Raw genomic sequence first — 26040 nt, forward strand, 5'->3', positions numbered from 1 at the left:
GGGCTGCGTCAGAACTGGACGCGCGGCGGCTCGGCGATGGCCGACGGTTCGGAGACCTCGAAGAAGTCCCGCTCGCTGAAGCCGAGGCGCTTCGCGAAGAGCGAGTTGGGGAAGACCCGGTTCTTGGTGTTGAACTCACGCACGCCGCCGTTGTAGAAGCGGCGGGCGGCCTGGATCTTGTCCTCGGTGTCGACCAGCTCGGACTGCAACTGGAGGAAGTTCTGGCTCGCCTGGAGCTGTGGGTAGGCCTCGGCCACGGCGAAGATGCTCTTCAGGGCGGTCTGCATGTGCCCCTCGGCAGCCGAGGCTTCGGCCGGTGTGCCGGCCCCGATGGTCTCGGCACGCGCCGCGGTCACGTTCTGGAAGACCGACGACTCGTGGGCGGCGTACCCCTTGACCGCCTCGATGATGTTGGGGATCAGGTCGGCCCGGCGTTTGAGCTGGATCGTGATGTCGCTCCACGCCTCGTCGACGCGCACCTTGAGGGTCACCAACGAGTTGTAGGTGGCCCAGAGGTAGATGCCGATGATGACCGCGAGCAGGACGATGATGCCTACTGCTACCAGGATGCCGATCGTGGCCGGTTGCATGACGTGTCACTCCTAGATCGTGGACCGATGACGGCGGGCGCCGGATGGTCGCCCGCGACCTGGGTCGGGTCGTCGGGAGCCCGTTGGACACTATAAATGCGCTGCATGTGGGCTCCCTGCCCGTCGGGAGATCTCGGAGCAGACTCCCGACGAGCGCTCGTCCGGCCATCTCCCCCGCGCAAAGGATTGACTTGTACCCCGAGAACGTGCTGAATGGGTCACAGTGTTCGAGTCGCCGACCCTGCATCCGACGCGTCCGTCGTCCTCCGTCGACGGACGGCTCCTGGTCGTGCCGCGACGCGGGCGGCGCATCGTGTCGACCCTCGCGGCGGTCGCGCTCGGTCTCGCGCTCGCCCTGTCGGTCGGTGTCGGCGCCCACGCCGCGGGCAGCCCCTCGGGCACGCCCACACCCGCCCCGTCGTCCGGCCAGCCCGGTCCCGATCCGGTCGCACCGACCATCCGCGACATCGGCGACCAGGACGTGAACGCCGTCGTGGTCGGCGGCACGGGCACGTCCGGGGCCACCGTGAGGGTGCTCGACCCCCGCGTCCCCAGTCGGGCCCTCTGCGAGGTCACCCTGCCCACCGGAGGCACGACCAGCGTCCCCTGGTCGTGCACGGTGACACTCGAGGACGGCGCCGACCAGACCCTCACGGTCCGCGACGTCACGAACTCGGCCGTGGTCGGCGACGCGATCAGCGCTCCGTTCTCGGTGCTCGGCCCGCCGACGGTCCAGGGCGGACCCGCCATCGGCGGCAAGGTCGCGGGCACCGCCTTCGCGGGTGCCCGCGTGACCGTCGACGGAGGCGCGGCGCCGGTCTCGGCGACGGCCGACGCCTCCGGGGCATGGTCCGCCGTGCTGCCGGCCACGACCTGGCCGACCGGCAGGTACACGGTGACGGCGTCACAGTCCTCGGACTCCGTTCCCGCCGTACCCCGGTCGGCGACCTCGACCGGCGTGGCCGTCACGATCGACCGCGACGCGCCCGCCGCCCCCGTCGTCACCGCGCCCCGGGCCGGCGAACGAGTCACCACGCAGCCGCTCACGTTCTCGGGAACGGGAGAAGACGGTGCGACCGTGACCGCCTACGTCGACAGCACCCCCGTCTGCCAGGCCACGGTCGCCGGTGGATCGTGGCGCTGCACGTCGTCCGACGCGGCGCTCCCCGACGGGGAGCACGCGGTCCAGGCCGCGCAGATCGACGCCGCGGTGAACGTCGGGCCGCCCAGCGCGGGCATCTCGATCACGGTGGCGTCGTCGACCGCGCAACCCGCGCCTCCTTCGTCCTCGGCCGCCCCGGCACCGACATCGGGGCCCGGTTCGTCGGGGGGTCCGGCCGTCCCGACCGAGCCGTCTGCCGGGACGCCCGGGGGGCCGGTGCCCGGAGACGGCTCCGGAGGCACCCCGGGTGACGACGGCGGGGGCCTGCCCGAGGCGACCACGCCCACGTCCGACTCCTGGGCGGCGGCGACGACCTTCGGCCGCGATCTGCCCTCCCTCGGCCAGACGATGACCGGCACGGGATGGTTGCTCGCTCTCGGCCTCGCGGCAGCGTTCGTGCTGCTGGTCGTCGCGCCGACACGCCTGGTGGCCACGGCGCTGCGAGGTCGGCTGGCGCCTCGGGGTCCGCGACTCACCGGCCGCAACCGTCGCCGGGAACTCCCCACCTCCTTCTCGACCGCCACGCTCGACCCCCGCCTCGCCGCCGGGCTGACCGTCGCCGCCGGGGCCGCCGTGGTCGGGCTGGCAGCCGGCCTCGACGACGAGGTCCGCTACGCGCGTCTGTTCGCCGGGATCGTGATCGGGGTCGCCCTGGTCAACCTGCTCACCGTCGTCGTCCCCACCCGGTTGATGGGGCGGTCCCGGGAGCGCGAGGCCCGCGTCCGCATGTCACCGCGCCTCCTTCTCGTCGCCGTCGTCGCGTGCGCGGTCACGCGACTGCTCGGGCTCGACCCGCCCCTCGTGCTCGGGGTGGTGCTCGTCGGCAGCCTCACCGCAGCGCCCCGGTCGCCGGCGCGCCACGGCCGGACCGACGCGGTGGACGGTCGCGAGGCGGGGCTGCTGGCGCTCGTCCAGGTCGTCGCCCTGGTGGTCGTGTCGGCCGCGGCCTGGGCCGTCCACGGAGCCCTGCCCGCCACCGGAGGGTTCTTCACCGAGCTGGCCCTCGAGACGAGCGCGACGGTCTGCCTGACCGGGCTCGGGTCCCTCGTGCTGGCGCTGGTCCCGGTGGGCTCCCTGCCGGGTCGTCGGATCTGGGCCTGGTCGCGCCCGCTGCACGTGGGGCTCACCGTGGTCGGCGTGGCCACTGCCGCCGTCGTGCTCACAGGCGGCCCTTCGTCGTTCCCCGTCGGAGGGGCGGTCGTCGCAGCCGCCGTGACGGCAGGCCTCTGCGTCGCGGTCTGGCTCTGGACGTCGTTCGTCGAGGTCAGCACCGACGACGCCTGACTCGGCGCGCCCTGCCTTCGGCCGCGCTGACGGCAGGCCCGGCTGGGCGCCAGACCGCTGACTGCGGTCCTGAATGACCGCCGTCCCGCCGACGGCGGTCCCTCCGGCTGCGATCTCGCTGACCGCGGGCCTGGGTCGCGGCGCGCAACCTGCCGCCGCCGTCGTCGTGGGCAACTCAGGAAGACGACGCACCAACCGGCTCACCGGGTCCGCGAATGTGCCGATCTCCTGCGTTGCCGACGATGCGCGGGCGGAGCGGATCGGAGCGGAGCGGAGCGCGGGGCGGCCGGGCGAGGCAGAGCAGGGCCGGCCGGGGCGGGGCGGGGCGGACGCGGGGCGAAGCACCCGCGCCCGCCGTTCCGGCCGCCGGACCGGGCCCCGCTCGCAGACGGCAACTCAGCAGAACGACACCGCAGCGGGCGCGGCGCGCCCCCGAGTACGCCGATCTCCTGACTTACCGACGGCGCGAGCAGGGGGCTGACGAGGCACGGGGCTGGACGGGCGGGGCTGGCGGGTAGGGCCTGGTGGGCGGGCGACCGGCGCCGCCGCGATCAGGAGGCGCGGGCGGGGTCGACGACGCGAGGCTGCGTTCCGCAGGTAGTCACGGGCGCGGACGGACCCGTCGCGCGTCGAGGCAGGTGCCCTGTGCAGCTGCGGGTGGCAGGTGCCCCCGCAGGGACTCGAACCCTGACTGAAGCGATTTTAAGTCGCCTGCCTCTGCCGATTGGGCTACGGGGGCCCGAGCGACCAGCCTACGAGACGCGGACGCCCGCCACGCTGCAGGCAGCGGGCGGGCGTCTCGGACGTGCTCGAGGGTCACTCGGAGGCGGACACCCCGTCGGTCGCCGCGGTCTCGCCGGCGGGCGTCTTCTTGGCGGCGGGCTTGCGGGCGGGAGCCTTGCGAGGAGCCTTCGCGGCAGCCTCGCCCCCTTCGGCAGTGCCCTTCTTCGCCGTGCCGTCGTCCTCGACCGGGTTCGCGTACGCGGGACCGGCCTCACCGGCGGGCTGGCCGGCACCGACGGATGCGGGAGCGGCGGCCTCGGCGGGCGTCTCGACGGCCGGCTTGGGACGCGAGGCGAACTCTTCGAAGGCCGCTCGGGGACGCTCACGGTTGTCGAGCGAGACGATGTCGCGTCCCAACCAGAAGTTGTTCCACCAGCCGCCCACGACGCGGAACTTGCGCTCGAACGAGGGCATGGCCATGCCGTGGTAGCCGCGGTGGGCGGCCCAGGCCGGGAAGCCCTTCATGGCGAACTTGCCGCTCTGGAAGACTCCGACGTTCAGACCGAGGCCGGCCACGGCACCGAGGTTCTCGTGCTTGTAGTCGACGAGCCCCTCGCCGCGGAGCGACGCGACGATGTTCTTCGCGAGGCGCTTGCCCATGCGGACGGCGTGCTGGGCGTTCGGGACGCAGAACCCGCCCACGCCCTTCCCGGTGAGGTCGGGGGTGGCGGCGACGTCGCCACAGGCCCAGGCGTCGGGGACGACGGTCTCGCCGTCGACGATGCGCAGGTCGGCCTTGACGGTGATGCGTCCGCGCTGCTCGAGCGGGAAGTCGGTGCTGCGGACCATCGGGTTGGCCATGACGCCGGCCGTCCAGACGATGAGGTCGGACTCGAACGACTCACCGGTGGAGAGTTCGATCTTGCCGCCGACCGCCGACTGCAGCTGCGTGTCGAGGTGGACCGTGGCGGCGCGCTCGGCGAGGTTCTTGAGCACCCAGTGGCTCGTCTCGAGCGACACCTCGGGCATGATGCGGCCCATCGCCTCGACGAGGTGGAAGTGCGTGTCGTCGATGGTGAGGTCGGGGTAGTTCTTGAGCAGGTCGCTGGCGAAGCTGCGCAGTTCGGCGAAGACCTCGATGCCGGCGAAGCCACCGCCGACGACGACGACCGTGAGCAGGCGGTCGCGCTCGGGACCGGCCGGCAGGTTCGCCGCCTTCTGGAAGTTCGTGAGCACCTTGTCGCGGATCGCGGCGGCCTCTTCGATGGTCTTGAGGCCGATGGCCTCGTCGGCGACGCCGGGGATCGGGAAGGTGCGGGACACGGCACCGGCCGTCATGACGATCTGGTCGTACTGCATCGTCCAGGCGTCGCCCACCTCGGGCGTGATGGTGGCGGTCCTGGAGGCGTGGTCCACGCCGGTGACCTTGGCCGTGACGACGTCGGTCTTCTTGAGGTGGCGTCGGAGGGCGACCACCGCGTGGCGGGGCTCGATCGACCCGGCGGCCACCTCGGGCAGGAAGGGCTGGTACGTCATGTAGGGCAGCGGGTCGACGATCGTGACCTCGGCCTCACCCGCACGCAGCCACTTCTCGAGCTTCCAGGCAGTGTAGAAACCGGCGTAGCCGCCGCCGACGATCAGGATTTTGGGCACGGCGAATGTCTCCTTGAGGTGGGGGTGTCGCAGACGACCTTACCCCGACCGCCGCGCACGCCTGAACTGGCGTACCGCGCCCACGGCCACGAGGACGGCCGCTCCGCCGAACACCGTGAAGACGATCAGGGGAATGCCCGTCGACCTCATGGTCTCGACGGTGGGCAGCAGGACCGCCAACGGCTGGCCCGGATCGGTCACCGGCGTCGGCACGGGGGCCTCGACGGCCGGGTTCGTCGCCTGCGCCGACGGCGCCGGCACGTCCGCCCGCCGGTGCACGCGGATCCACTCGGCCAGATCGCCCATCGGGTTCTCGGCGACCGTCGGCACCGAGGCGGTGACGGCCGCCGCGGCGTCGACGAGCCCGTAGCCGTACAGGGGGTCGGGCGCCGTGGTGCCCTTCGGGGTGGCCGTCGCCACGACACGATTGATGACGTCGTCGGCGTCGAGCTCGGGGTGGGCGCTGCGCACGAGTGCGACGATGCCCGCGACGAGGGGTGTGGCCCCGCTCGTGCCGCTCCAGCTGTAGTGGACGTCGCCGGGACCGACACCCACCAGGTCTTCGCTGGGGGCGGCGACGCCGATGGTGATGCCCTGACTCGACGCGTCGAAGCTCGCCGTCCCTTGCCGGTCCACCCCGGCTACGGTCAGGACGCCCGGCATCGTCGCCGGCGCACCCACCTCGGTCGTCCCGCTGCCGCGGTTGCCGGCCGCGGCGACGACGACGACGTCGTGCTGCATCGCGTAGAGGAAGGCGTCGTCCCAACTGGTCGGCCAGTCGAGCGTGTTGCGGGTCAGGGACATGTTGATGACGTCCGCCCCGGCGTCGACCGCCCAGCGCACGGCTCGGGCGATCTGGTCGTCGGAGTCCACGGCCGTCGAGCCGAAGCCCACCGACACCGAGAGCAGGTCGGCCTCGGGCGCGACACCGATCACGCCGTCGCCGGACCCGGTGCCACGGCCCGCGACCATCGACCCGACCAGCGTGCCGTGGTTGGGGTCCTCGCCCACCGGCGTCTGGCCGTCGGGCGAGCCGAGGCCCGAGACATCGGTGCCGCCGACGACGGCGCCCTGGAGTTCACGCACCGACGAATCGACGCCGGTGTCGATGACGGCCACGGTCGTCCCCGCACCACGCGTGGTCTGCCATGCCCGCTGGATGCCGTAGTCGGCGAGCCAGTACTCGGCGTCCCGCACCTGATCGGCCGACGCGGCCGACGCCGGCACGACGACCGCCACCAGGGCACCCAGCACGATCGCCACCACGAACCCCCCGGAACGGCGCACGTGCGTCAGGCTCCCCCGCCGATCGCGGGCGCGGCGACGGACGGCTGGTCGTCGGCCAGGAAGTCGGGGCACCGGCACACGTCGGGACTCCACGACGCCCGCTCGAGGGCGAGGTCGCCGAACGGGTTGACGCCCGGCCCGGCGGCCAACGAGTGGCCGACGAGGGCGTGCAGGCACTTGATCCGCTCGGGCATGCCGCCCGCCGTGACGTGGTCGATCTCGTCGACGTGCTCGATGCCCTCGCGGTCGGCCAGGTAGGCCTCGTGTGCGGCCTGGTACCGACCGCGCAACTCGGGGTCGGACTCGAGGAGGTCGGTGAACTCGGCCATCACCCCGTTGGCCTCGAGGGTCGACACGGCGGCCGTGGCACCGGGGTGGCACAGGTAGTAGAGCGTCGGGAAGGGCGTGCCGTCGGTCAGACGTGGTCTCGTCGCCACGACGGTGGGTGCACCGCAGACGCAGCGCGCAGCGATGCCGATCACGTCGCGCGCGGGGCGCCCGAGCTGGGCCGTCACGACGCGGACGTCATGGTCGGTCACGGGGTCGAAGGGGGGCGTGGTCACGGCGTGCCACCTGTCTGCTCGGAGGTCGGGGCGGGCACCTGGCTGCCGCTGATGTCGGGGGCGACGAGTTCGGTCGCGGGTTCGTCGCTCAGGCCGGCGTCGAGCACCGAGGCCGTCATGGCCGCCACCCAGTCGACCTGGGGCGTCTGCAGCGAATCGCTGATCGTCGTGCCGGTGCCCGGAGCCGTGCCGGGGGTCTGAGCCGCGTCGTCGCCCATCACGAGGTAGCTGTACTCACCGGGGTAGACGTAGAGCAGGCGGTCGCGCGCCTGCGCCTCGATGTAGGCCGGATCGCTCCACCGCGCGACGTCGTCCTTCAACTCGTCGACGGACTGCTCTTGCTGCTGGACGTCGTCCTGCAGGGCCGCGATCTGCTGCTGCTGCTGGATCAGGGTGCGCAACGAGGGGGCGAGGATGACGACGAACATGACGAGGATGACCAGCATGAGCACACTGAACCCCGAGAACCGGATGGAGCGCAGCCAGTGGCCCGTCGGCGTCTCGCCGGTCGGCAGGGTCACCGGCACACGGCGGTTCGCGGTCTCACGGGGCATGCGACGAGCCTAAACGACGTCTCTGGGGAACGACGGAGGCCCGCCCCGCGCGAGCAGGACGGGCCCCGAGGAGGCGCGGGTCGCGTCAGGCGGAGAAGCGCGGGAAAGCGCTGTACCCGGCGTAGACCGCGGCGTCGCCGAGCTCTTCTTCGATGCGGAGGAGCTGGTTGTACTTCGCGACGCGCTCGCTGCGGGCGGGTGCGCCGGTCTTGATCTGGCCTGCATCGGTCGCGACGGCGAGGTCGGCGATCGTGGTGTCCTCGGTCTCACCCGAACGGTGCGAGAGAACGGTCGTGTAGCCGCTGCGCTGGGCGAGCGCCACGGCGTCGAGCGATTCGGTCAGCGTGCCGATCTGGTTGACCTTGACGAGGATCGAGTTGGCGGCGCCGGCCTTGATGCCCCTGGCGAGGCGCTCGGGGTTCGTGACGAACAGGTCGTCGCCGACGATCTGCGTCTTCGAGCCGATCTCGCTCGTGAGGTGGGCCCAGCCCTCCCAGTCGTCTTCGTCGAGCGGGTCCTCGATGGTGACGAGGGGGTACGACGCGACGAGATCGGCGTAGTAGTTCGCGAGGAAGGCCGAGTCGCGCTTCTCGCCCTCGAAGGTGTAGCTGCCGTCGGCGTAGAACTCGCTCGAGGCCACGTCGAGGCCCAGGGCGAGGTCTTTGCCGGGGGTGAAGCCGGCCTTGGTGATCGCCTCGACGAGCAGGTCGAGCGCGGCACGGTTGCTGTCGAGGTTCGGCGCGAAGCCGCCCTCGTCGCCCAGACCGGTCGAGAGGCCCTTGGCCTTGAGCTCGCTCTTGAGGGCGTGGTACGTCTCGGCGCCCCACTGCAGCGCCTCGGCGAACGAGGACGCGCCGACCGGCAGGATCATGAACTCCTGGATGTCGACGTTGCTGTCGGCGTGCGAACCGCCGTTGATCACGTTGAGCATGGGGACGGGCAGCGTGTGCGCGTTCGGCCCGCCGAGGTAGCGGAACAGGGGCAGGTCGGCCGAGTCGGCCGCCGCACGGGCCACGGCCAGCGAGACGCCGAGGATGGCGTTCGCGCCGAGGCGCTTCTTGTTGTCGGTGCCGTCGAGCTCGATCATGGCCTGGTCGATCAGGCGCTGGTCGGTGGCGTCGAGACCCTCGACCTCGGGGCCGATCTCGTCGATGACGGCGGCGACGGCCTTGAGCACACCCTTGCCGAGGTAACGGCTCTTGTCGCCGTCACGCAGCTCGTAGGCCTCGAAGGCCCCGGTCGATGCACCCGAGGGGACGGCCGCACGCGACACCGTGCCGTCCTCGAGCAAGACCTCGACCTCGACGGTGGGGTTGCCCCGCGAGTCGAGGATTTCGCGGGCGCCTACGGCGTCGATTGCTGCCACTGGAGAGCTCCTTAGTAGTCGTTCGTCTGGGGACGCGAGGTCCGCGGCCCAGCTTAGCCGCGCCTCCTGCCCTGGTTCGTGGCGAGGAGCCCTGGTTCGGGGCGAGGAGACGTCGGAGGCGGTCAGCCGATCGTGCGGACCTCGAGGTCGGCGACAGACTCGCCCCCGCGCACGGTCACGAACCGGCCGAACCCCGCCGCCGCCAGGCCGTCGAGCTGGTTGGTGAAGTTCTTGGCCTTCTTCTCGAGGCGGATGCGTCGCTCGCCACCCGCCAGCAGCGCGCGCTGCAGGGCGAGCAACTCGACCGGTTCGACCTTCTTGTCGTAGACCAGCGCGAGACCCTCGTCGCCGTCGGCCTCGAGGGTCACCAGGTCGACGAGGCGTTCGAACCCCAGCGAGAAACCGGCTGCGGGCACGTCGCTGCCGAGGAAGCGGCCGATCATGCCGTCGTAGCGACCGCCGCCGCCGAGCGAGTAGGGCACGTCGGGGTGGGCGATCTCGAAGATCGTCCCCGTGTAGTAGCCCATGCCACGGACCAGGGTCGGATCGAACTCGAGGGTCGATCCCGGCAGCGCCTCGCGCAACGCGACCAGGTCGGCGAAGGCCGCGCGGTCGAGCCACGGAGCGTCGTCGGCCTCGCCGGTGGCCCAGGACGCGTCGGCCAGCTGGGTGAGCGCCTCGCCGAGACCGGGAGTGGTGACGCCGAGGTCGACGAGTTCGGCCACGACGCCGTCGACACCGATCTTGTCGAGCTTGTCGACGACGATCAGCGCCTGGTCGGTGAGCGCCTCGGGCACGTCCCAGTGCGCGAGCATCGCCAGCAGGATGCGGCGGTCGTTCACGCGGATCGTCGTCCCGGTGAGACCGAGGGCGTCGAGCACGGCGGTCGTGGCCTGGATCAGTTCGATCTCGGCCAGCGGCCCGGCCTCGCCCAGGACGTCGATGTCGCACTGGACGAACTGGCGGTAGCGCCCCTTCTGCGGACGCTCGGCCCGCCAGACCGGGGCGATCTGCACCGAGCGGAAGACCGTCGGCAGCTCGGCTCGGTGCGACGCGTAGAAGCGTGCGAGCGGCACCGTGAGGTCGAAACGGAGCCCCAGATCGGCGAGTCCGAGCACGCTCTCGGCCGACCGCAGGTCGTCGAGGTCGAGGCCCCGCCTGAGCACGGCGAAGACCTGCTTCTCGTTGTCGCCCCCCAGACCCGAATGGAGGCGCGAGCTCTCCTCGACGACGGGCGTCTCGATCTCGTCGAAGCCGTAGGAGCGATAGACGCCCCGGATGACCGAGAGGACGCCCTCGCGGCGCCTCTTGTCGGCGGGCAGGTGGTCGCGCATGCCGCGCGGCGGGTTGACGGGGGTCGGCATGAGGACATCATCCCAGAGTCGTCGAACCCCCGACGTCGGTGCCGACTTGCAGGCATGTCACATTCTACGTTATGGTTTTCTCGGGTGGTCGGCGCGAATCGGGTTGCGTGTCGGTCACACCTCGAGGCCCTCCCTTCCCTGCGGTGAGGGCCCGGGCCGGGTCGGGCGCCATGCGCTCGGCCCGGCTTCGATCCACCGGACACCCCGCCGAGACCACCAGGCCCCTACCCCTCGAGACCTGCGCCGAGCAGGGTCAGCGCTGAGGGACGCGCGAGACCAGGGTCTCGACCGCCTGCTTGTACGCCGCGGAGGCTCGACGTCCGTCACCCGAGACGATGGCGTCGTACTGCAGACCGAAGAGCGCATCGACGAAGACCCGCGCCGCGACCTTGGCCTCGGCCGGCGCGACCGCGTTCGCCGAGAGCCAGTCGGCGACGTGGTCGACCCACCGACCGACCGCCCCGCGGGCGGTGCCCTCGGCCTCGCCCGCCACGGTCTCGAGCAGGGCCGCCTCGAGCTCGAGGCGATGCAGGTCGCGCCCCCGCTCGGTGGAGACGTCGTGCCAGACCTTCGCCAGGTGCTTGCCGAACGCATCACGATCGAGCTCGGAGACCGCGACCGCGAGCAATGCGTCGTTGCGGGCGACGACGGCACGGACGATCTCGGCGACGAGCTCCGCCCGGTTGCCGAAGTGGTAGACGAAGACGTACGTGCTGACCCCGAGGGCTTCGGCCAAGGTGCGGAACGACACGGTGGCGAGAGAGCGACCCCGGAGGTGCTCGAGGATCTGACCGAGGAGTTCGGGCTTGCGGGTGGGATCAGGCTTGCGAGGCATGGTGCCGCTCCTTCGTGCCGACGAGTCGTACTCGCCCTGCGCGGTCGCCGTCGTCGTAGTGGACCATAACAGACGTCTGCCGTGGCCGACCGGTCGGTCGGCCGACGGCCTCACTGCCCCTCCGGACGCCCCGAACCCGGACGACTACGGACCGACATGTCGTCTTTTGACATGTCATCACTCATCCTCTACATTGATGACACCACTCGGTCTCCGCCGGGTCGCTGCCCCTCGGGCCGATCCGCTGGTGGACGAGCGCCGGCCTCGCCGCTCATTCGGGTTGAGCAGGCGACGCCGAGGTGCCCCCTCATTCGGGTTGAGGGGGCACCTGCTCGACCGGGGCGTTCGCAGATGCCCCCCGTTCGGACGATCCGTTCTCTGCCCGTCCCACTTCGGCCGGTCCCGCGTCTGCCGGTCCCGCCTCGGCCGGTCCCGCCTCGGCCGGTCCTGCCTCGCCCGGTCCCGCCTCATCCCGCCGAAGCAGCGTCTCGCGTTCGCGCACGGCCGCCCGAAGGGCACGCTCGGCGTCGATGCCGCGATCGGTGGCTTCATCGACCCGTGCGAGCAGCGCCCTGCCCCAGGCGAGCTCGATCGACCCGGCTCGGGCGACGGAGTCGTCCGTGCCCGACGTCGAGGTCGGCGCATCATCCGACGCGGGCCGTGCCATGCCCGCGGAAGCCCGACGCGCGTCGAGCTTCTGGGCCCGGGCGAGAGCCGGCTGCCCGACCGGGACACCGTCGTAGGCACTCGTCCGCTGCGACTTCTCGACGGCCTTCGCCGCCGACCAGAGACGGACGATGTCGTCGACGCCGTCGGCCCGGTCGGCCCCGAACACGTGGGGATGACGCCGCACGGTCTTCTCGGCGACGTCGCGGACGACGTCGGCGAGCTCGAACGACTCCGAGGAGGCGCGCGCAGCCAGAGCGCTGTGCAAGACCACCTGGTAGAGCACGTCCCCGAGCTCTTCCCGGAGGTCGTCGACGGTGCCGTCCTCGATCGCCTCGACGAGTTCGTAGGTCTCCTCGACGAGGTAGGTCACGAGGGATCGAGGGGTCTGCGACCTGTTCCAGGCGCACCCGCCCTCGTCGGCGAGGAGGGCGTCGACCACGCCGACGAGCTCGTCGAGCCGGGCACCTGCCCTGGGCTCGAGACCGCCTCGCGCCTCCTCGTCCGGGGTGCCGCCCGCCCGCCCGGTCGACACGGTCAGTTCGCCGCGGCCGTGTCGGTCGCCGGACGGGCGACCGGGGCGGAGTAGATCGCCGACAGCAGCTGCTCGACCCAGACGATCAGCTCGTCGTCGCTCGGCGCCTGCCCGTGAGCGCGCGGCAGGGGCACGCTGACGGCGTTCGCCTGCGCGAACCACCGTGCACCCGGGTACATGCGCTGCAGCCGGACCTGCATGCTGTCGGGCAGGTCGATGCCGGCGACGCGCAGGTTGCTGCCCATGACGACCACCTCGCTGAGCCCGGCCTTCTGGGCCGCGCGGCGCAGGCGCGAGACCTCGATCAGCGCGAGCACGGGTGCCGGGGGCTCGCCGTAGCGGTCGGTGAGCTCGTCGAGCACCGAGTCGATCTGGTCGTCGGTCGAGGTGGGCGAGCTCGCCGTCGAGAGCTTCTGGTAGGCCTCGAGGCGCAGTCGCTCGCTCTCGACGTACTCTTCGGGCACGTGGGCGTCGACCGGCAGTTCGAGCCGCAGCTCGGTCTGCCCCTCGGCGACGTCACCGCGGAACGAGCTGACGGCCTCACCGATCATGCGCAGATAGAGGTCGAAGCCGACACCGGCGATGTGCCCGGACTGCTCGCCGCCGAGCAGGTTGCCGGCCCCGCGGATCTCGAGGTCTTTCAGGGCGACCTGCATGCCCGCACCGAGCTCGTTGTTGGCGGCGATCGTCTCGAGCCGGTCTTGCGCGGTCTCGCTGAGCGGCTTGTCGGCGTCGTAGAGGAAGTACGCGTAGCCGCGCTCCCGGCCTCGGCCGACTCGACCGCGCAGCTGGTGCAACTGGCTGAGGCCGTACTTGTCGGCCCGGTCGATGATCAACGTGTTGGCGTTGGCGATGTCGAGGCCGGTCTCGATGATGGTGGTCGAGACGAGGACGTCGAACTTGCGCTCCCAGAAGTCGACCATGACCTGCTCGAGCGTCGACTCGGCCATCTGACCGTGGGCGACGGCGACGCGGGCCTCGGGCACCAGCTCGGCGATCTGGGCCGCGATGCGGTTGATGCTCGACACACGGTTGTGCACGTAGAACACCTGCCCCTCGCGCAGCAGCTCGCGCCGGATCGCCGCGGCCTTCTGTCGGTCGCTCTCGGGGCCGACGAAGGTGAGGATCGGGTGGCGGTCCTCTGGCGGGGTGGCCAGGGTCGACATCTCGCGGATGCCCGTCACGGCCATCTCGAGCGACCGCGGGATCGGGGTCGCCGACATGGCCAGGATGTCGACGTTCGTCTTCAGCTTCTTGAGGGCGTCCTTGTGCTCGACGCCGAAACGCTGCTCTTCGTCGATGATGACGAGGCCCACGTCCTTGTACGAGATGCTCTCGCTGAGCAGCCGGTGCGTGCCGATGACCATGTCGACCGTGCCGTCGCCGAGTCCGGCGATCGTCTCTTTCGACTCTTTCGCGGTCTGGAACCGGCTGAGGCTGCGGAGGTGCACGGGGAACCCGGCGAAGCGGTCGCTGAACGTGTCGAAGTGCTGCTTCACGAGCAGGGTCGTCGGCACGAGCATCACGACCTGTTTGCCGTCTTGGATGGCCTTGAACGCGGCTCGGACGGCGACCTCGGTCTTGCCGTAACCCACGTCGCCCGAGAGCAGGCGGTCCATCGGGATCGGGCGCTCCATGTCGGCCTTGATCTCGTCGATGGTCGTCAGCTGGTCGGGCGTCTCGGCGAACGGGAAAGCCTCTTCGAGCTCGCGCTGCCAGGGGGTGTCGGGCGGGAACGCGTGCCCCTTGCTCGCCATGCGGGCCGAGTACAGCTTGACGAGCTCGACGGCGATGTCGCGGACGGCCTTGCGAGCCTTGCCCTTGGCGGCCGCCCAGTCGCCGCCACCCATCTTGCTGAGCGACGGGGCCTCGCCACCCACGTAGCGGCTGAGCAGGTCGAGCTGATCGGTCGGGACGTACAGCTTGTCGCCGGGATAGCCGCGCTTCGACGGTGCGTACTCGAGCACGAGGTACTCGCGGGAGTGCTTGACGGCGTTCTTCCCGCCGCTCGACACCTCGCGACTGGTGAGTTCGAGGAACTTGCCGATGCCGTGGGTCGAGTGCACGACGACGTCGCCCGGCTTGAGCTGCAGGGGGTCGACGACGTTCTTGCGTCGGGTCGCGAGCTTCTTGACCTGACGCGAGTCGTAGTTCGCCGAACGGCCGTAGAAGTCGGACTCGCCGAGGACGGCGATCTTGGACTCCATCAGTTCGAAGCCGGCCTCGACCCCACCGGCCACCAGGTGCACGACGCCGGGTTCGAGGGTCTCGGGCAGGCTCTCCTCGAGGCGTGCGGCGACCTCGCGCTCGGCGAGCACGTCGCGGGCACGCTCGACGAGCCCTGTGCCGCGGGCCGTGACGACGACGGACCAGCCGTCGCGCACGCGCTCGACGACGTGCTCGAGGGCTCCCTCGGCGTGGCCGCTGAAGCTCGGCACGACGGCGGCGTCGACCCGCACGTAGTCGCCGGCCGACGCGACGGCCTCGTCGTCGGACAGGACCTCGCCCGAGTCGAAGCCGCTCATCGTGAACCAGGACCTGTCGCCGGCCGCCTCACGCAGGTCGCGGAGGCTGAGGAAGTCGCCCGAGTCGAGGTCGATCGGCGCCTCGGCACCCGCGGTCGCGGCGTTCCAGGCGGCCGACAGGAACTCGCGGTTGGTGTCGGCCAGACTCTGCGCGCGCGACACCACCCGCTCGGGCGAGAGGACGACGACGGAGGCGCCGGCCGGCAGGTAGTGCGTCACCGGCACCAGCCGGTGCACGAGCGCGGGCGCCAGGCTCTCCATGCCCTCGACCGGGATGCCCTCGGCGATCTTGGCGAGCATCTGGGAGAGGCTCGGGAACTCGTGCTGCATCTCGCGGGCGCGTTGACGGACGGGCTCGGTCAGCAGCATCTCGCGGCTCGGAGGCAGCTCGACCGACGAGACCTCGCCGTCGAGGCTGCGCTGGTCGGCCACCGAGAAGCGACGGATCTGGTCGACCTCGTCACCGAAGAAGTCGACGCGGACGGGGTGCTCGGCCGTGGGCGGGAAGACGTCGAGGATGCCGCCACGGACGGCGAACTCGCCCCGGCGGGTGACCATGTCGACCCGGGCGTACGCCAGGTCGACGAGATGGACGGCGATGCCCGAGAGGTCGTGTCCGCGTTCGCCGACGGTGAGCCGCACGGGGTCGAGCTCGACGAGGTTGTCGCTGAGCGGCTGGAGAGCCGCGCGCACGCCGGCGACGACGACGATCGGCCGCACGGAGCCGGGCGCCTCGGCCGCCTCGCGCTGCCAGATGGCGAGGCGTCGCAGGGCGTGGATGCGCTTGCCGACCGTCTCGGCGCTGGGGCTGAGGCGTTCGTGCGGCAGGGTCTCCCACGCGGGGAACTCGATGATCTCGGCCTCGGGCAGGTAACTGTCGAGCGACCCCCGGACCGCCTCGGACTCGCGGCCCGTGGCGGTGACGACCAGCATCGCCTGCGGGCCCTCGCGACGGTCGAGCAAGCCCGCGAGCAACGGGACGCGGAGGCCGTCGACGACCGAGAAGTCGGTGCTGCGAGCGGCCCGGTCGAGGGCCGCGGAGAACGTGGAGGCGCGCGAGAGCGCCTGGATCAAGCCCGCGAGTATCACCCGCACGATGTTACGCGGCACCACCGACACCGCGGCCGGGGTTCGCTGACGGCGACACCGGGACAGGGCCGGGGGCAGCCGGAATCCGGCGAGCCGGTCAGCTCTTCGCGGTGTGGAACTTCAGCTGGGCTGCCGTGAGACCGTCGGTCGCGATCATCTCGACGGCGTCGGCCGCGTCACCGATCAGGAACGGCAGCTCTTTGCGCTCGGTGGACGAGAAGTCCTTGAGGACGAAGTCGGCGGCGGGTTGCCGGCCGGGGGGACGGCCGATGCCGACCCGCACCCGGGTGAACTCGTTCGAGCCGGTGGCGGCGATGATGTCGCGGATGCCGTTGTGGCCGCCGTGGCCACCACCGTGCTTCAGCCGGACGACGTCGAAGTCGATGTCGAGCTCGTCGTGGACGACGATCAGCCGCGACACGTCGAGGTCGTAGTACCGCAGGAGGGCCTGCGTCGGCCCGCCCGAGACGTTCATGTAGGTCGCGGGCTTGGCCAGCACGAAGCGAGGGCCGCCGGGGGCGGTGCGCCCCTCGGCGACCGTCGCGTTCGTGCGGTGGTTCTTGAAGCCGGCGGACAGACGGTCGGCCAGTTCGGCCAGCACCATCTGCCCGACGTTGTGCCTGTTGCCGGCGTAGCCGGGCCCGGGGTTTCCGAGCCCGACCACGAGCCACTGGTCGTCGAGTGCCATCGTCGTGGTCGTCGTTCTCTCAGTGGGTCTGCGCCGGCAGGGTGTTCGGGGTGTGCCGTGTTACTCGGAGCGCTCTTCGTCCTCGATGGAGTCGACGTCGCCCTCGGCCTCGGCGGCCTCGCCGTCCTCGTCGGAGACCGCGTCGGTCGTCAGGTCGAGCTGGGGCACCGAGACGGCGAGCACGAGGGTCTCGGGCTCGCTGACCAGGGTCGCGCCCTTGGGCAGCACGAGGTCGGCAGCCGAGACCTGGGCGCCCTCTTCGAGGCCCTCGATCGAGACGACCACGTTCTGCGGGATGTGGGTGGCCTCGACCTCGAGCTCGACGACGTTGAGCTCGACGACGTGGATCGTGCCGGGAGCCGACTCGCCCTCGACGTGCACGGGGACCTGGACGGTGACCTTCTCGCCCTGGCGGACGACGATGAGGTCGATGTGCTCGATGGTCTGCTTGACCGGGTCGCGCTGGATGTCCTTGACGAGGGCCAGCTGGTTCGTGCCCTCGATGTCGAGCGTGATGACGGCGTTGGCGCGACGCGTGATCAGCATGGTCTCGTGACCGGGCAGCGTGACGTGCTGGGGGTCGGTGCCGTGGCCGTAGATGACCGCGGGGATCTGGTCCTTCGCGCGGATCTTGCGGGCCGCGCCCTTGCCGAAGCTGGTGCGCACGAGGGCGCTGAGGTTGTTCTGGTCGGACATGTCGTCTCCTTGCAGGGGCCGCGAACGGCCCGGGGGTGTGTGGTCGGTGTCAACTCGAACGCGCATCGCGTGAGGAAGGACCCGCAACCCGAGGGGCGCCGCCCGAGGGACGATCACCGCTGCACGAGTGGTGCCTGAGCACCGAGCGCCTGCCTACCGCGTCGATCACGGGTGCCGGAGCACCCCTCGCCGAGGTTCAGCTGCCAAGGTTACACGTCGGCCGGGCGTGTCGCCAACCCGCGCCTCCTCGGTTCGTCCGCCCCCGAGGGCGCCCGGTCAGTGCTCGAGCTCGCCGCGTCGCACGGCCTCGAGATGGGCCACGACGGCCGCCACGACGTCGTCGGGGCCGGGACGCACGTCGACCTCGAAACCCGCCTCGTCGTCGGCCAACGGCTCGAGGGTGGCGAACTGCGACTCCATCAGCCCGGGCGGCATGAAGTGCCCCTTGCGCTCGCGCTGGCGACGCGCGACGAGGTCGCGCACGCCGGTCAGGTGGACGAACCGGAGGCGCGGGTCGCCTTCGCGCAGGACGTCGCGGTACGCCTTCTTCAACGACGAGCAGGCCACGACCACCGAGTCGTCGCCCGCGGCGGCGATGCGCTCGGCGACGATGTGGAGCCACGGCCACCGGTCGTCGTCGTCGAGCGGGTGCCCCTCGGCCATCTTGAGCCGGTTGGCCTCGGGGTGCAGGTCGTCGGCGTCGACGAACGGCACGCCGAGGCTGTCGGCCAGCAACTCGCCCACGGTCGACTTGCCCGAACCGGACACCCCCATCACGACGACGGGCGGGACGGGCACGGGGTGGGGCTGGTCGGTCACGGACGGCCTTCGATCGGGGAAACGGTTGCGTCAACCCTAGGTGAGCCGCCGCCGAGGGGTACGGACGGTGCCTGTCGGACGCTCGGCGTCGAGGCATAGTCTGCGGGCACCACCGACCGAGAAGGAGGCACCGTGACCGAACACGGAGCAGCAGCGCAGTCCACCGCCCAGGCGAACATCGGAGTCGTCGGCCTGGCCGTCATGGGCTCGAACCTGGCGCGCAACCTCGCCAGCCGCGAGGGCAACACGGTCGCCGTCTACAACCGCTCCCCCGAGCGCACCGACACCCTGATGGACGAGCACGGCGACGCGGGGTTCATCCCCTCGAAGTCGATAGAGGACTTCGCGGCCTCACTGCAGAAGCCGCGCACCGCGATCATCATGGTGCAGGCCGGTCGCGGCACCGACGCCGTCATCGACCAGCTCGCCGACGTGTTCGACGAGGGCGACATCATCGTCGACGGCGGCAACGCGAACTTCCAGGACACCCGCCGACGTGAGGCCGCCCTCAAGGAGCGCGGACTCAACTTCGTGGGCGCCGGCATCTCGGGCGGCGAGGAGGGCGCCTTGAAGGGTCCGTCGATCATGCCCGGTGGCTCGAAGGAGGCCTACGAGACACTCGGTCCGATCCTGGCGTCGATCGCGGCGGTGGCCGAGGGCGAACCCTGCGTCACGCACGTCGGAGCCGACGGCGCGGGCCACTTCGTCAAGATGATCCACAACGGCATCGAGTACGCCGACATGCAGCTCATCGCCGAGTCGTACGACCTGCTGCGCCGGGTCGGCGGCCACGAGCCCGCCGCCATCGCCTCGGTCTTCGAGGAGTGGAACAAGGGCGAGCTCGAGTCGTACCTGATCGAGATCACCGCCGAGGTGCTCCGCCAGACGGACGCCAAGACGGGCGGCCCGCTCGTCGACTCCATCGTCGACCAGGCCGGCTCGAAGGGCACGGGCGTCTGGACCGTGCAGAACAGCGTCGGGTTGGGCGTGCCGGTCGGCGGAATCGCCGAGGCCGTCTTCGCCCGCGCCGTGTCGTCGAAACCCGCACAGCGCTCGGCCGTGCAGAAGACCCTGCAGGGACGACCCACGATCCAGGAAGCCGGCGACGGCTTCGAGGACGACGTGCAGAAGGCGCTCTACGCCTCGAAGATCGTCGCCTACGCCCAGGGCTTCGACGCCATCATCGCCGGTGCCGACGAGTACGACTGGGACATCGACAAGGGCGCCATCGCCAAGATCTGGCGCGGTGGCTGCATCATCCGCGCACAGTTCCTCAACCGCATCGTCGACGCCTACGAGAAGGACGCGTCGATCGCGACCCTGCTCGAGGACGACTACTTCGCCGCGGCCGTCCGCGACGGCGAGGACGCCTGGCGCCGCATCGTCGCCAAGGCCGCCCTCTCGGGCATCCCCGTACCCGGGTTCGCCTCGGCCCTGTCGTACTACGACTCGCTCGCGTCGGAACGCCTGCCCGCCTCGCTCATCCAGGGGCAGCGCGACTTCTTCGGGGCGCACACCTACCAGCGCGTCGACGAAGAGGGCACGTTCCACACCCTCTGGTCGGGCGACCGGTCCGAGATCGAGACGGAGCCGTCGACCCACTGACGGGTGCCCCGGGGGCGCTCACCGCGCCTCCTGCGTTCTGACGGGCGTGCCCGTCGATGCGATGCCGCTGCGGCGGCCGGCGTCGGCGGGCACGCCCGTTCGTCGTTCCGCCGCAGCGGGCCTCGGGGCTTCCCGACGCCGCCCCGCCCGCGACGGCAACTCAGGAGAACGACCACCGAAACGACCCGCAGGAGGCGCCGCGCAGCCGAACTCAGGAGTTGCCGACCACGACGGGGCGACATCGCAAACCGAGCCGAGCCGAGGCACCAGGGCGACGGGACGGCCCGGCTCGAAACCCGCAGCCCCCACACCACCCCGCCCACGTCGACAACGCAGGAGAACGACCACCGGAACGGCCCGCAGGAGGCGCGGCGCAGCCGGACTCCGGAGTTACGGATCACGACAGGGCGACATCGCAAACCGAGCCGGGCAGCCACTGCGACGGGACGGCCCGGCTCACGCCTCGCAGCCCCCATGCCACCCCGCCCACGTCGACAACGCAGGAGAACGACCGCCCGAACAGCCCGCAGGAGGCGCGGCGCAGCCGAACTCCCGAGTTACCGACCACGACAGAGCAACATCGCAAACCGGGCCGGGCCGCCACGGCGACGGGACGGCCCGGCTCGAACCCCGCAGCCCCCACACCACCCCGCCCACGTCGACAACTCGGGCAAACGACCACCGGAACGACCCGCAGGAGGCGCGGCGCAGCCGAACTCCGGAGTTACCGACCGCAGACGAGCGGGCCGGGCCGGGCTGAGCCGGGCCGGGATAAGTGGGGTCACTGGGGTGGGAGACCGGGCTGGGCGGGGCGGCCGGAAGCGGGCGCGGTCAGGCGGCGGCACCGGACGTCGAGGCGACAGGAACAGTGACGGGCGGGATGGGACTAGGCGGCGGCGCCGGACGTCGGGGCGACCGGAACAGCGACGGGCGGGATGGGGCTAGGCGGCGGCTCCGGACGGCGGGGCGGCCGGAACAGCGACGGGCGGGGTGGGGCTAGGCGGCGCCGTCGAACATCGAGGTGACCGAGCCGTTGTCGAAGACCTCGTGGATGGCCCGGGCGATCAGCGGGGCGATGGGCAGGATCTCGAGCTTGTCGAACTTCTGGTGCTCGGTGAGCGGCAGGGTGTCGGTGACGACGACCGAGTCGATGAACTCGCTGTTGAGGATCTCGGGGGCGGGGTCGCTGAAGACCGCGTGGGTCGCGGCGACCACGACGCCGATCGCGCCGGCGGCCTTGAGCGCCTCGGCGGCCTTGACGATGGTGCGACCGGTGTCGATCAGGTCGTCGACCAGCAGGCACACGCGACCCGAGACGTCGCCGACGATCTCGTGGACGGTGACCTGGTTCGGCACCAGCGGGTCACGACGCTTGTGGATGATCGCGAGGGGGGCGTCGAGCTTCTCGCTCCAGATGTCGGCGACGCGGACGCGCCCCATGTCGGGCGAGACCACGGTCAGCGTGGTGTTGTCGAGCTTGGCGCGGAAGTGCTCGAGCAGCACGGGCATGGCGAAGAGGTGGTCGACCGGGCCGTCGAAGAAGCCCTGGATCTGCGGCGCGTGCAGGTCGACGCTCATGATGCGGTGCGCGCCTGCCGCCTTGAAGAGGTCGGCGACGAGCCGGGCCGAGATCGGCTCGCGCCCACGGCCCTTCTTGTCTTGCCGGGCGTACGGGTAGAACGGCGCCACGACGGTGATGCGCTTGGCCGAGGCGCGCTTCAGCGCGTCGACCATGATCAGCTGTTCCATCAGCCACTCGTTGATCGGCGCCGAGTGCGACTGGATGACGAAGGCGTCCGAGCCGCGGACGCTCTCGTCGAAGCGGGCGTAGAGCTCGCCGTTCGCGAAGGTGCGGGCGTCGGTCGGGATCAGCTCGCTGCCGAGCTCGGCGGCGATCTGGTTGGCCAGTTCGGGGTGCGCACGCCCCGAGATCAGAACGAGTCGATTCTCGCCGGTGATCTTGATTCCGGACACGTCACTCGCTCTCCGGCCCCGAGGGGCCAACCCGACCGGGTTCAGTCGGTCGTTCGTTCGGCACGAGCGGCGGCCTCGGCAGCCGCCGAGCCGGGGCGGTTCGCCTCGACCCATCCGCTCGCATTGCGCTGTGGAGCGATGCTCAAGGCCAGGGCACCGGCCGGCACGTCTTTGCGGACGATCGTTCCGGCGCCTGTGTACGCTCCGTCGCCAATCCTAACGGGGGCGACGAAGACGTTGTGCGACCCGGTGCGGACGTGCGACCCGACCTCGGTGCGGTGCTTGTTCACCCCGTCGTAGTTGGCCGTGATGGTGCCGGCACCGATGTTCGACCCCTCGCCCACCTCGGTGTCGCCCACGTAGCTGAGGTGGGGCACCTTGGACCCGGCGCCGATCTGCACGTTCTTGGTCTCGACGAACGTGCCGATCTTGCCGTCGGCCGAGAGCAGGGTGTTGGGCCTCAGGTACGCGAACGGACCCACGGAGGCGCGGGCACCGATGACCGCAAGGGTCGCGTCGGTGCGCTTGACCGTCGCCCCCTCGCCCACCTCGGTGTCGACGAGGGTCGTGTCGGGGCCGACGACCGCGCCCGGGGCGATGTACGTCGCGCCGCGGAGCTGGGTGCCGGGCAGCAGCTCGACGTCGGGGCTGAGGGAGACGTCGCGATCGATCCAGGTGGTCTGCGGGTCGACGATCGAGACGCCCTCGCGTTGCCAGTGCTCGACGATGCGGTCGTTCAGGCGACGGGCCGCGGCGGCCAGCTGCACACGGTCGTTGATGCCCTCGAGGCGCCACGTCTCGTCGATCGCGCGGGCCGCGACGACCTCTCCGGCGCCGGTGAGCAGGCCGACCATGTCGGTGACGTACTTCTCGTTCTGCGCGTTGGCCGACCCGATGCGGGGCAGGTGGGTGCGCAGGGCGGCGACCGTGAAGACGTAGGTGCCCGAGTTGATCTCGCGCACGGCACGCTCGTCGTCGGTGGCGTCCTTGTGCTCGACGATGCGGTCGACGTCGCCCGAGTCACGACGGACGACCCGCCCGTAGCCGGTGGCGTCGGGCAGCACGGCGCTCAGCAGCGTCGCCGAGGCGGAGGCGGCACGGTGCTGGTCGAGCAGGGCCGTGAGCGTCGCGTGGTCGAGGAAGGGCACGTCGGCGCTGACGACCACGACGTCGCCGGTGAACTCGGCGGGCAGCGCCTCCACCGCTTGTTCGACGGCACGACCGGTGCCGGGCACCTCGTCTTGATCGACCACGAGGGCGTGCGGGGCGGTGTCGAGCACGCTCGCGACGACGAGGTCACGCTCGTGCCGCACCACGGCGACGAGGTGGTCGGGCTGGAGGGCGCCGGCGCTCTCGAGCACGTGCTGGATCAACGGCAGCCCGGCCAGGCGGTGCAGGACCTTCGGGGTCGAGGACTTCATGCGGGTGCCCTGCCCTGCGGCGAGGACGACGACGGCGAGCTGGCGTTCGGGCATGGTGCTCCTTGGTGAGGGGTGGCGCGTGATCACCGCCGATCCTCCCACGGGAGGCGACGCGGCCGCGGGTCACCCGCCCGGCGTGGGGACGCGGCCGTCGGCGCGACGGGGTGGGGAGGAGTCAGCGCGACCGGACGACGGCGACCGAGCCCGAGATCGCGACGGCGTCCTCGACGAGGGCGACGACGACGTCGGGCACGCCGGTCTTCTCGACGACGGCCTTCCGTGCCCGGTAGAAGAGCCAGCTGCCGACGAGGGCGCCGAACGCTCCGGCAAGGGCTGCCTCCACAGGGGTGCCCCGGCGGCCGGTGCCGGCCATCGCGATGCCCGCGACGGCGCCGGAGACCGCCCGTCCGAACAGCGGCCCGGCACCGACCCGGCTCGGCGTGGCCGGCAGCTTGTCGCCGACCAGTTCGCCGACGCCGGCGGCCACCAGGACACCACGACCGATCGGCGAGCGGAACAGGCGCCAGCGCTTCCACCGGCCCCGCGCCTCCTGGGCATCGTGGTTCAGGGCGAGGACGGCGAGCGGCGTCGCCGAGCGCGATCCGCTGAGGACGCCGAGCAGGGCGGCACGGAGGAGGGGCGGCACGGAGCGGGTCTTCGACATGACGGGGGTCCTCGTCGTCAGGCGGACGCCGGGGCGCCCACGATCGGGAGCGGGACGGGACCGACGAGCCGACCGCGACCTGCGACGCTCGGGGCTCCGCCACCAGGATTCGAACCTAGACCTAACAGCTCCAAAGGCTGTCGTGCTGCCGTTACACCATGGCGGACCGCGCGTGCGCGCCGGACCATTCTGCCAGACCGCGACTCGACCGGGGTGACCGCGAGGGGTGACCCGCCCGCCGGGCCGCACCGCGCCTCCCGCGTCCGAGGACGGCCTCGGGCATGATGGGCGGATGCCCGAGCAGGACGAGGTCGACCGGATCGTCGAGGCGTGGCGCCACGAGCGACCCGACCTCGACTTCGCGCCGCTCCACGTGCTCTCGCGCGTGGGTCGTCTGTCGAAGCACCTCGACCGGGCACGACGCGAGGCCTTCCACGCCAGCGACCTCGAGTCGTGGGAGTTCGACGTGCTGTCGGCCCTGCGCCGTGCCGGCGATCCCTACCAGCTGAGCCCCAAGACGCTGCTGCAACAGACTCTCGTCTCGAGCGGTGCGATGACCAACCGCATCGACCGGCTCGTCGCGCGGGGCCTGGTCGAACGCCGCACCGACCCGAACGACGGCCGGGGCATCCTGGTCACGATGACGACCGAGGGGCGTCGCGCCGTCGACGCCGCGATCGAACGACTCGTGACGGCCGAGGACGCCCTGCTCAGCGATCTCAGCGACGACGACCGCCGGCGGCTGACCGAGCTGTTGCGCACGCTGAGCCTGACGCTCGGCGGCTGAACCGCCCGCTGCGCCCGGGCCCTACGCCAGCATCTCGCTCAGCTCGAGCCAGCGCACCTCGAGCTCGCCCGTCTTGTGGTCGAGCGCCGTCAGCTTCGCCTGCAACGCGGCCAGGCCGTCGAAGTCGGACTGGTCGAACGAGGCGAATTGCGCCAGCAGGGCCTCGCGCTCGCCCGACGCCTTGGCGAGCTTGCGGTCGATCGAGCCGAGCTCTTTCTCGGCGTTGCGCTTCTCGGCGCCGGACAGGCCCGACGCGGCGGCCGAGGCCGCGACCGATGCCGAGGCCCCCTGGACGGCCGTCGGGCGGTCGGTCGCGCCTCCTTGGTTCTGGGTCGCCTCGCGACGCAGCTGGAGGTACTGGTCGACGCCGCCGGGAAGGTGCCGGAAACGGCCCTCGAGCACGGCGTACTGCTGGTCGGTGACGCGCTCGAGCAGGTACCGGTCGTGCGAGACGACGAGCAGGGTGCCGGGCCAGCCGTCGAGCAGGTCCTCCATCGCGGCGAGCATGTCGGTGTCGAGGTCGTTGGTGGGCTCGTCGAGGATCAGCACGTTCGGCTCGTTCAGCAGGATGAGCAGGAACTGCAGGCGGCGCTTCTGGCCACCGGACAGGTCTTTGATCGGCGTCTGCAGCTGGGCGCTGGTGAAGCCGAGGCGCTCGAGCAGCTGCCCGGGCGTCATCTCTTTGCCGCCGGTGACGTATGAGGTGCGCTGTCGCCCGATGACGTCGTTGACCCGCTCGTGCGCGACCTCGTGCAGGTCGGCGAGCTGCTGGTCGAGGATCGCGAACTTGACCGTCTTGCCCTGCTTGACACGCCCCTCGGTAGGCGTGATGGCCCCGGTGACGACCTTGAGCAGCGTCGACTTGCCGGCGCCGTTCACGCCGAGCACGCCGGTGCGCTCGCCCGGAGCGATGCGCCACTCGACGTCCTGCAGGACGCGCTTGTCGCCGAACGAGACCCCGACCTCGACGAGGTCGACGACGTCCTTGCCGAGTCGCGCGGTCGCCATCTGCGACAGCTGGACCGCGTCGCGCACGGGCGGCTCGTCCGCGATCAGCTCGTTGGCCGCGTCGATGCGGAACTTGGGCTTGGTCGACCGGGCCGGGGCGCCGCGACGCAGCCAGGCGAGCTCTTTGCGCATCAGGTTCTGGCGCTTCGCCTCGGAGGCCGACGCCATGCGGTCGCGTTCGA

Annotated in this window: 20 protein-coding genes and 2 tRNA genes; 3 read left to right on the top strand and 19 right to left on the bottom strand. The window is 71.3% G+C overall.

Annotated features, from left to right (window positions below; genetic code table 11):
* Positions 1–8 precede the first annotated feature (8 nt).
* Positions 9–590: a LemA family protein gene (locus ASG28_RS08830; RefSeq protein ID WP_055974168.1), complete on the bottom strand. Its 582-nt coding sequence runs from the start codon at positions 588–590 to the stop codon at positions 9–11.
* A gap of 223 nt (positions 591–813) precedes the next feature.
* Between ASG28_RS08830 and ASG28_RS08835 the strand changes: the two genes are divergently transcribed.
* The gene (locus ASG28_RS08835; RefSeq protein ID WP_055974170.1) at positions 814–3036 is read left to right on the top strand and encodes an Ig-like domain-containing protein; all 2223 of its coding nucleotides are present in this window, start codon (positions 814–816) and stop codon (positions 3034–3036) included.
* Positions 3037–3701: 665 nt separating this feature from the next.
* On the opposite strand, the gene ASG28_RS08840 is transcribed toward ASG28_RS08835, so the two are convergent.
* From ASG28_RS08840 to ASG28_RS08900, 13 genes are all read right to left on the bottom strand, one after another.
* Positions 3702–3775 (bottom strand) — tRNA-Leu (locus ASG28_RS08840).
* A gap of 77 nt (positions 3776–3852) precedes the next feature.
* On the bottom strand, positions 3853–5412 hold the full coding sequence (locus ASG28_RS08845; RefSeq protein WP_055974172.1) for an NAD(P)/FAD-dependent oxidoreductase: 1560 nt from the start codon (positions 5410–5412) through the stop codon (positions 3853–3855).
* A 39-nt stretch (positions 5413–5451) separates the two neighbouring features.
* Complete coding sequence (locus ASG28_RS08850; protein ID WP_055974175.1) at positions 5452–6699, bottom strand: S8 family serine peptidase; 1248 nt, start codon at positions 6697–6699, stop codon at positions 5452–5454.
* A gap of 5 nt (positions 6700–6704) precedes the next feature.
* Positions 6705–7262: a DUF501 domain-containing protein gene (locus tag ASG28_RS08855; protein WP_055974178.1), complete on the bottom strand. Its 558-nt coding sequence runs from the start codon at positions 7260–7262 to the stop codon at positions 6705–6707.
* Positions 7259–7816: an FtsB family cell division protein gene (locus ASG28_RS08860; protein ID WP_055974182.1), complete on the bottom strand. Its 558-nt coding sequence runs from the start codon at positions 7814–7816 to the stop codon at positions 7259–7261. Before ASG28_RS08860 ends, ASG28_RS08855 begins: the two co-directional genes overlap by 4 nt.
* Before the next feature lie 85 nt (positions 7817–7901).
* Positions 7902–9182, bottom strand: a complete 1281-nt coding sequence (eno, locus tag ASG28_RS08865) for a phosphopyruvate hydratase (RefSeq protein WP_055974185.1) — start codon at positions 9180–9182, stop codon at positions 7902–7904.
* 122 nt (positions 9183–9304) lie between these two features.
* Entirely contained in the window at positions 9305–10546 is a 1242-nt protein-coding gene (gene hisS, locus ASG28_RS08870; RefSeq protein WP_055974189.1) for a histidine--tRNA ligase, read from the bottom strand.
* A gap of 253 nt (positions 10547–10799) precedes the next feature.
* A complete protein-coding gene (locus tag ASG28_RS08875; RefSeq protein ID WP_055974192.1) occupies positions 10800–11381 on the bottom strand; it encodes a TetR family transcriptional regulator in 582 nt (193 codons plus the stop codon).
* 307 nt (positions 11382–11688) lie between these two features.
* A complete protein-coding gene (locus ASG28_RS08880; protein WP_055974194.1) occupies positions 11689–12582 on the bottom strand; it encodes a MazG nucleotide pyrophosphohydrolase domain-containing protein in 894 nt (297 codons plus the stop codon).
* A gap of 2 nt (positions 12583–12584) precedes the next feature.
* The gene (gene mfd, locus ASG28_RS08885) at positions 12585–16196 is read right to left on the bottom strand and encodes a transcription-repair coupling factor (RefSeq protein WP_055977342.1); all 3612 of its coding nucleotides are present in this window, start codon (positions 16194–16196) and stop codon (positions 12585–12587) included.
* A 97-nt stretch (positions 16197–16293) separates the two neighbouring features.
* Positions 16294–16884, bottom strand: coding sequence for an aminoacyl-tRNA hydrolase (gene pth, locus ASG28_RS08890; protein ID WP_043597796.1), 591 nt, complete (start codon positions 16882–16884; stop codon positions 16294–16296).
* A 60-nt stretch (positions 16885–16944) separates the two neighbouring features.
* Positions 16945–17580 (bottom strand): 50S ribosomal protein L25/general stress protein Ctc, encoded by a 636-nt coding sequence (locus ASG28_RS08895; RefSeq protein WP_055974197.1) that lies wholly within the window; start codon positions 17578–17580, stop codon positions 16945–16947.
* Between the two features lie 276 nt (positions 17581–17856).
* Entirely contained in the window at positions 17857–18399 is a 543-nt protein-coding gene (locus tag ASG28_RS08900) for a gluconokinase (protein ID WP_235477731.1), read from the bottom strand.
* Positions 18400–18600: 201 nt separating this feature from the next.
* Here ASG28_RS08900 and gndA point away from each other — a divergent pair, with 201 nt between their 5' ends.
* On the top strand, positions 18601–20004 hold the full coding sequence (gndA, locus tag ASG28_RS08905) for an NADP-dependent phosphogluconate dehydrogenase (RefSeq protein ID WP_055977347.1): 1404 nt from the start codon (positions 18601–18603) through the stop codon (positions 20002–20004).
* 996 nt (positions 20005–21000) lie between these two features.
* On the opposite strand, the gene ASG28_RS08910 is transcribed toward gndA, so the two are convergent.
* The 4 genes from ASG28_RS08910 to ASG28_RS08925 form a co-directional block, all read right to left on the bottom strand.
* Positions 21001–21978: a ribose-phosphate diphosphokinase gene (locus ASG28_RS08910; RefSeq protein ID WP_055974200.1), complete on the bottom strand. Its 978-nt coding sequence runs from the start codon at positions 21976–21978 to the stop codon at positions 21001–21003.
* Between the two features lie 41 nt (positions 21979–22019).
* On the bottom strand, positions 22020–23453 hold the full coding sequence (gene glmU / locus ASG28_RS08915) for a bifunctional UDP-N-acetylglucosamine diphosphorylase/glucosamine-1-phosphate N-acetyltransferase GlmU (protein ID WP_055974203.1): 1434 nt from the start codon (positions 23451–23453) through the stop codon (positions 22020–22022).
* A 121-nt stretch (positions 23454–23574) separates the two neighbouring features.
* A complete protein-coding gene (locus ASG28_RS08920; protein ID WP_055974206.1) occupies positions 23575–24063 on the bottom strand; it encodes a DUF4126 family protein in 489 nt (162 codons plus the stop codon).
* 94 nt (positions 24064–24157) lie between these two features.
* Positions 24158–24229, bottom strand: a tRNA-Gln gene (locus ASG28_RS08925).
* Positions 24230–24355: 126 nt separating this feature from the next.
* On the opposite strand from ASG28_RS08925, the gene ASG28_RS08930 reads away from it, so the two are divergent.
* Entirely contained in the window at positions 24356–24850 is a 495-nt protein-coding gene (locus ASG28_RS08930) for a MarR family winged helix-turn-helix transcriptional regulator (protein WP_055974208.1), read from the top strand.
* A gap of 21 nt (positions 24851–24871) precedes the next feature.
* Here the strand turns inward: ASG28_RS08930 and ASG28_RS17090 are convergent, their stop codons facing one another.
* Positions 24872–26026: an ABC-F family ATP-binding cassette domain-containing protein gene (locus ASG28_RS17090; RefSeq protein ID WP_442855993.1), complete on the bottom strand. Its 1155-nt coding sequence runs from the start codon at positions 26024–26026 to the stop codon at positions 24872–24874.
* Positions 26027–26040 lie beyond the last annotated feature (14 nt).

Source organism: Frigoribacterium sp. Leaf415, assembly GCF_001424645.1.
GTDB lineage: Bacteria > Actinomycetota > Actinomycetes > Actinomycetales > Microbacteriaceae > Frigoribacterium.

Bases quoted from the DNA above. Each gene is read 5' to 3' on its own strand.
- ASG28_RS08860 (WP_055974182.1), bottom strand. From the start codon at position 7,816: ATGCCCCGTGAGACCGCGAACCGCCGTGTGCCGGTGACCCTGCCGACC.
- ASG28_RS08930 (WP_055974208.1), top strand. From the start codon at position 24,356: ATGCCCGAGCAGGACGAGGTCGACCGGATCGTCGAGGCGTGGCGCCAC.
- pth (WP_043597796.1), bottom strand. From the start codon at position 16,884: ATGGCACTCGACGACCAGTGGCTCGTGGTCGGGCTCGGAAACCCCGGG.
- ASG28_RS08920 (WP_055974206.1), bottom strand. From the start codon at position 24,063: ATGTCGAAGACCCGCTCCGTGCCGCCCCTCCTCCGTGCCGCCCTGCTC.
- gndA (WP_055977347.1), top strand. From the start codon at position 18,601: ATGGGCTCGAACCTGGCGCGCAACCTCGCCAGCCGCGAGGGCAACACG.
- ASG28_RS08875 (WP_055974192.1), bottom strand. From the start codon at position 11,381: ATGCCTCGCAAGCCTGATCCCACCCGCAAGCCCGAACTCCTCGGTCAG.
- hisS (WP_055974189.1), bottom strand. From the start codon at position 10,546: ATGCCGACCCCCGTCAACCCGCCGCGCGGCATGCGCGACCACCTGCCC.
- ASG28_RS17090 (WP_442855993.1), bottom strand. From the start codon at position 26,026: ATGGCGTCGGCCTCCGAGGCGAAGCGCCAGAACCTGATGCGCAAAGAG.
- ASG28_RS08895 (WP_055974197.1), bottom strand. From the start codon at position 17,580: ATGTCCGACCAGAACAACCTCAGCGCCCTCGTGCGCACCAGCTTCGGC.
- ASG28_RS08830 (WP_055974168.1), bottom strand. From the start codon at position 590: ATGCAACCGGCCACGATCGGCATCCTGGTAGCAGTAGGCATCATCGTC.
- glmU (WP_055974203.1), bottom strand. From the start codon at position 23,453: ATGCCCGAACGCCAGCTCGCCGTCGTCGTCCTCGCCGCAGGGCAGGGC.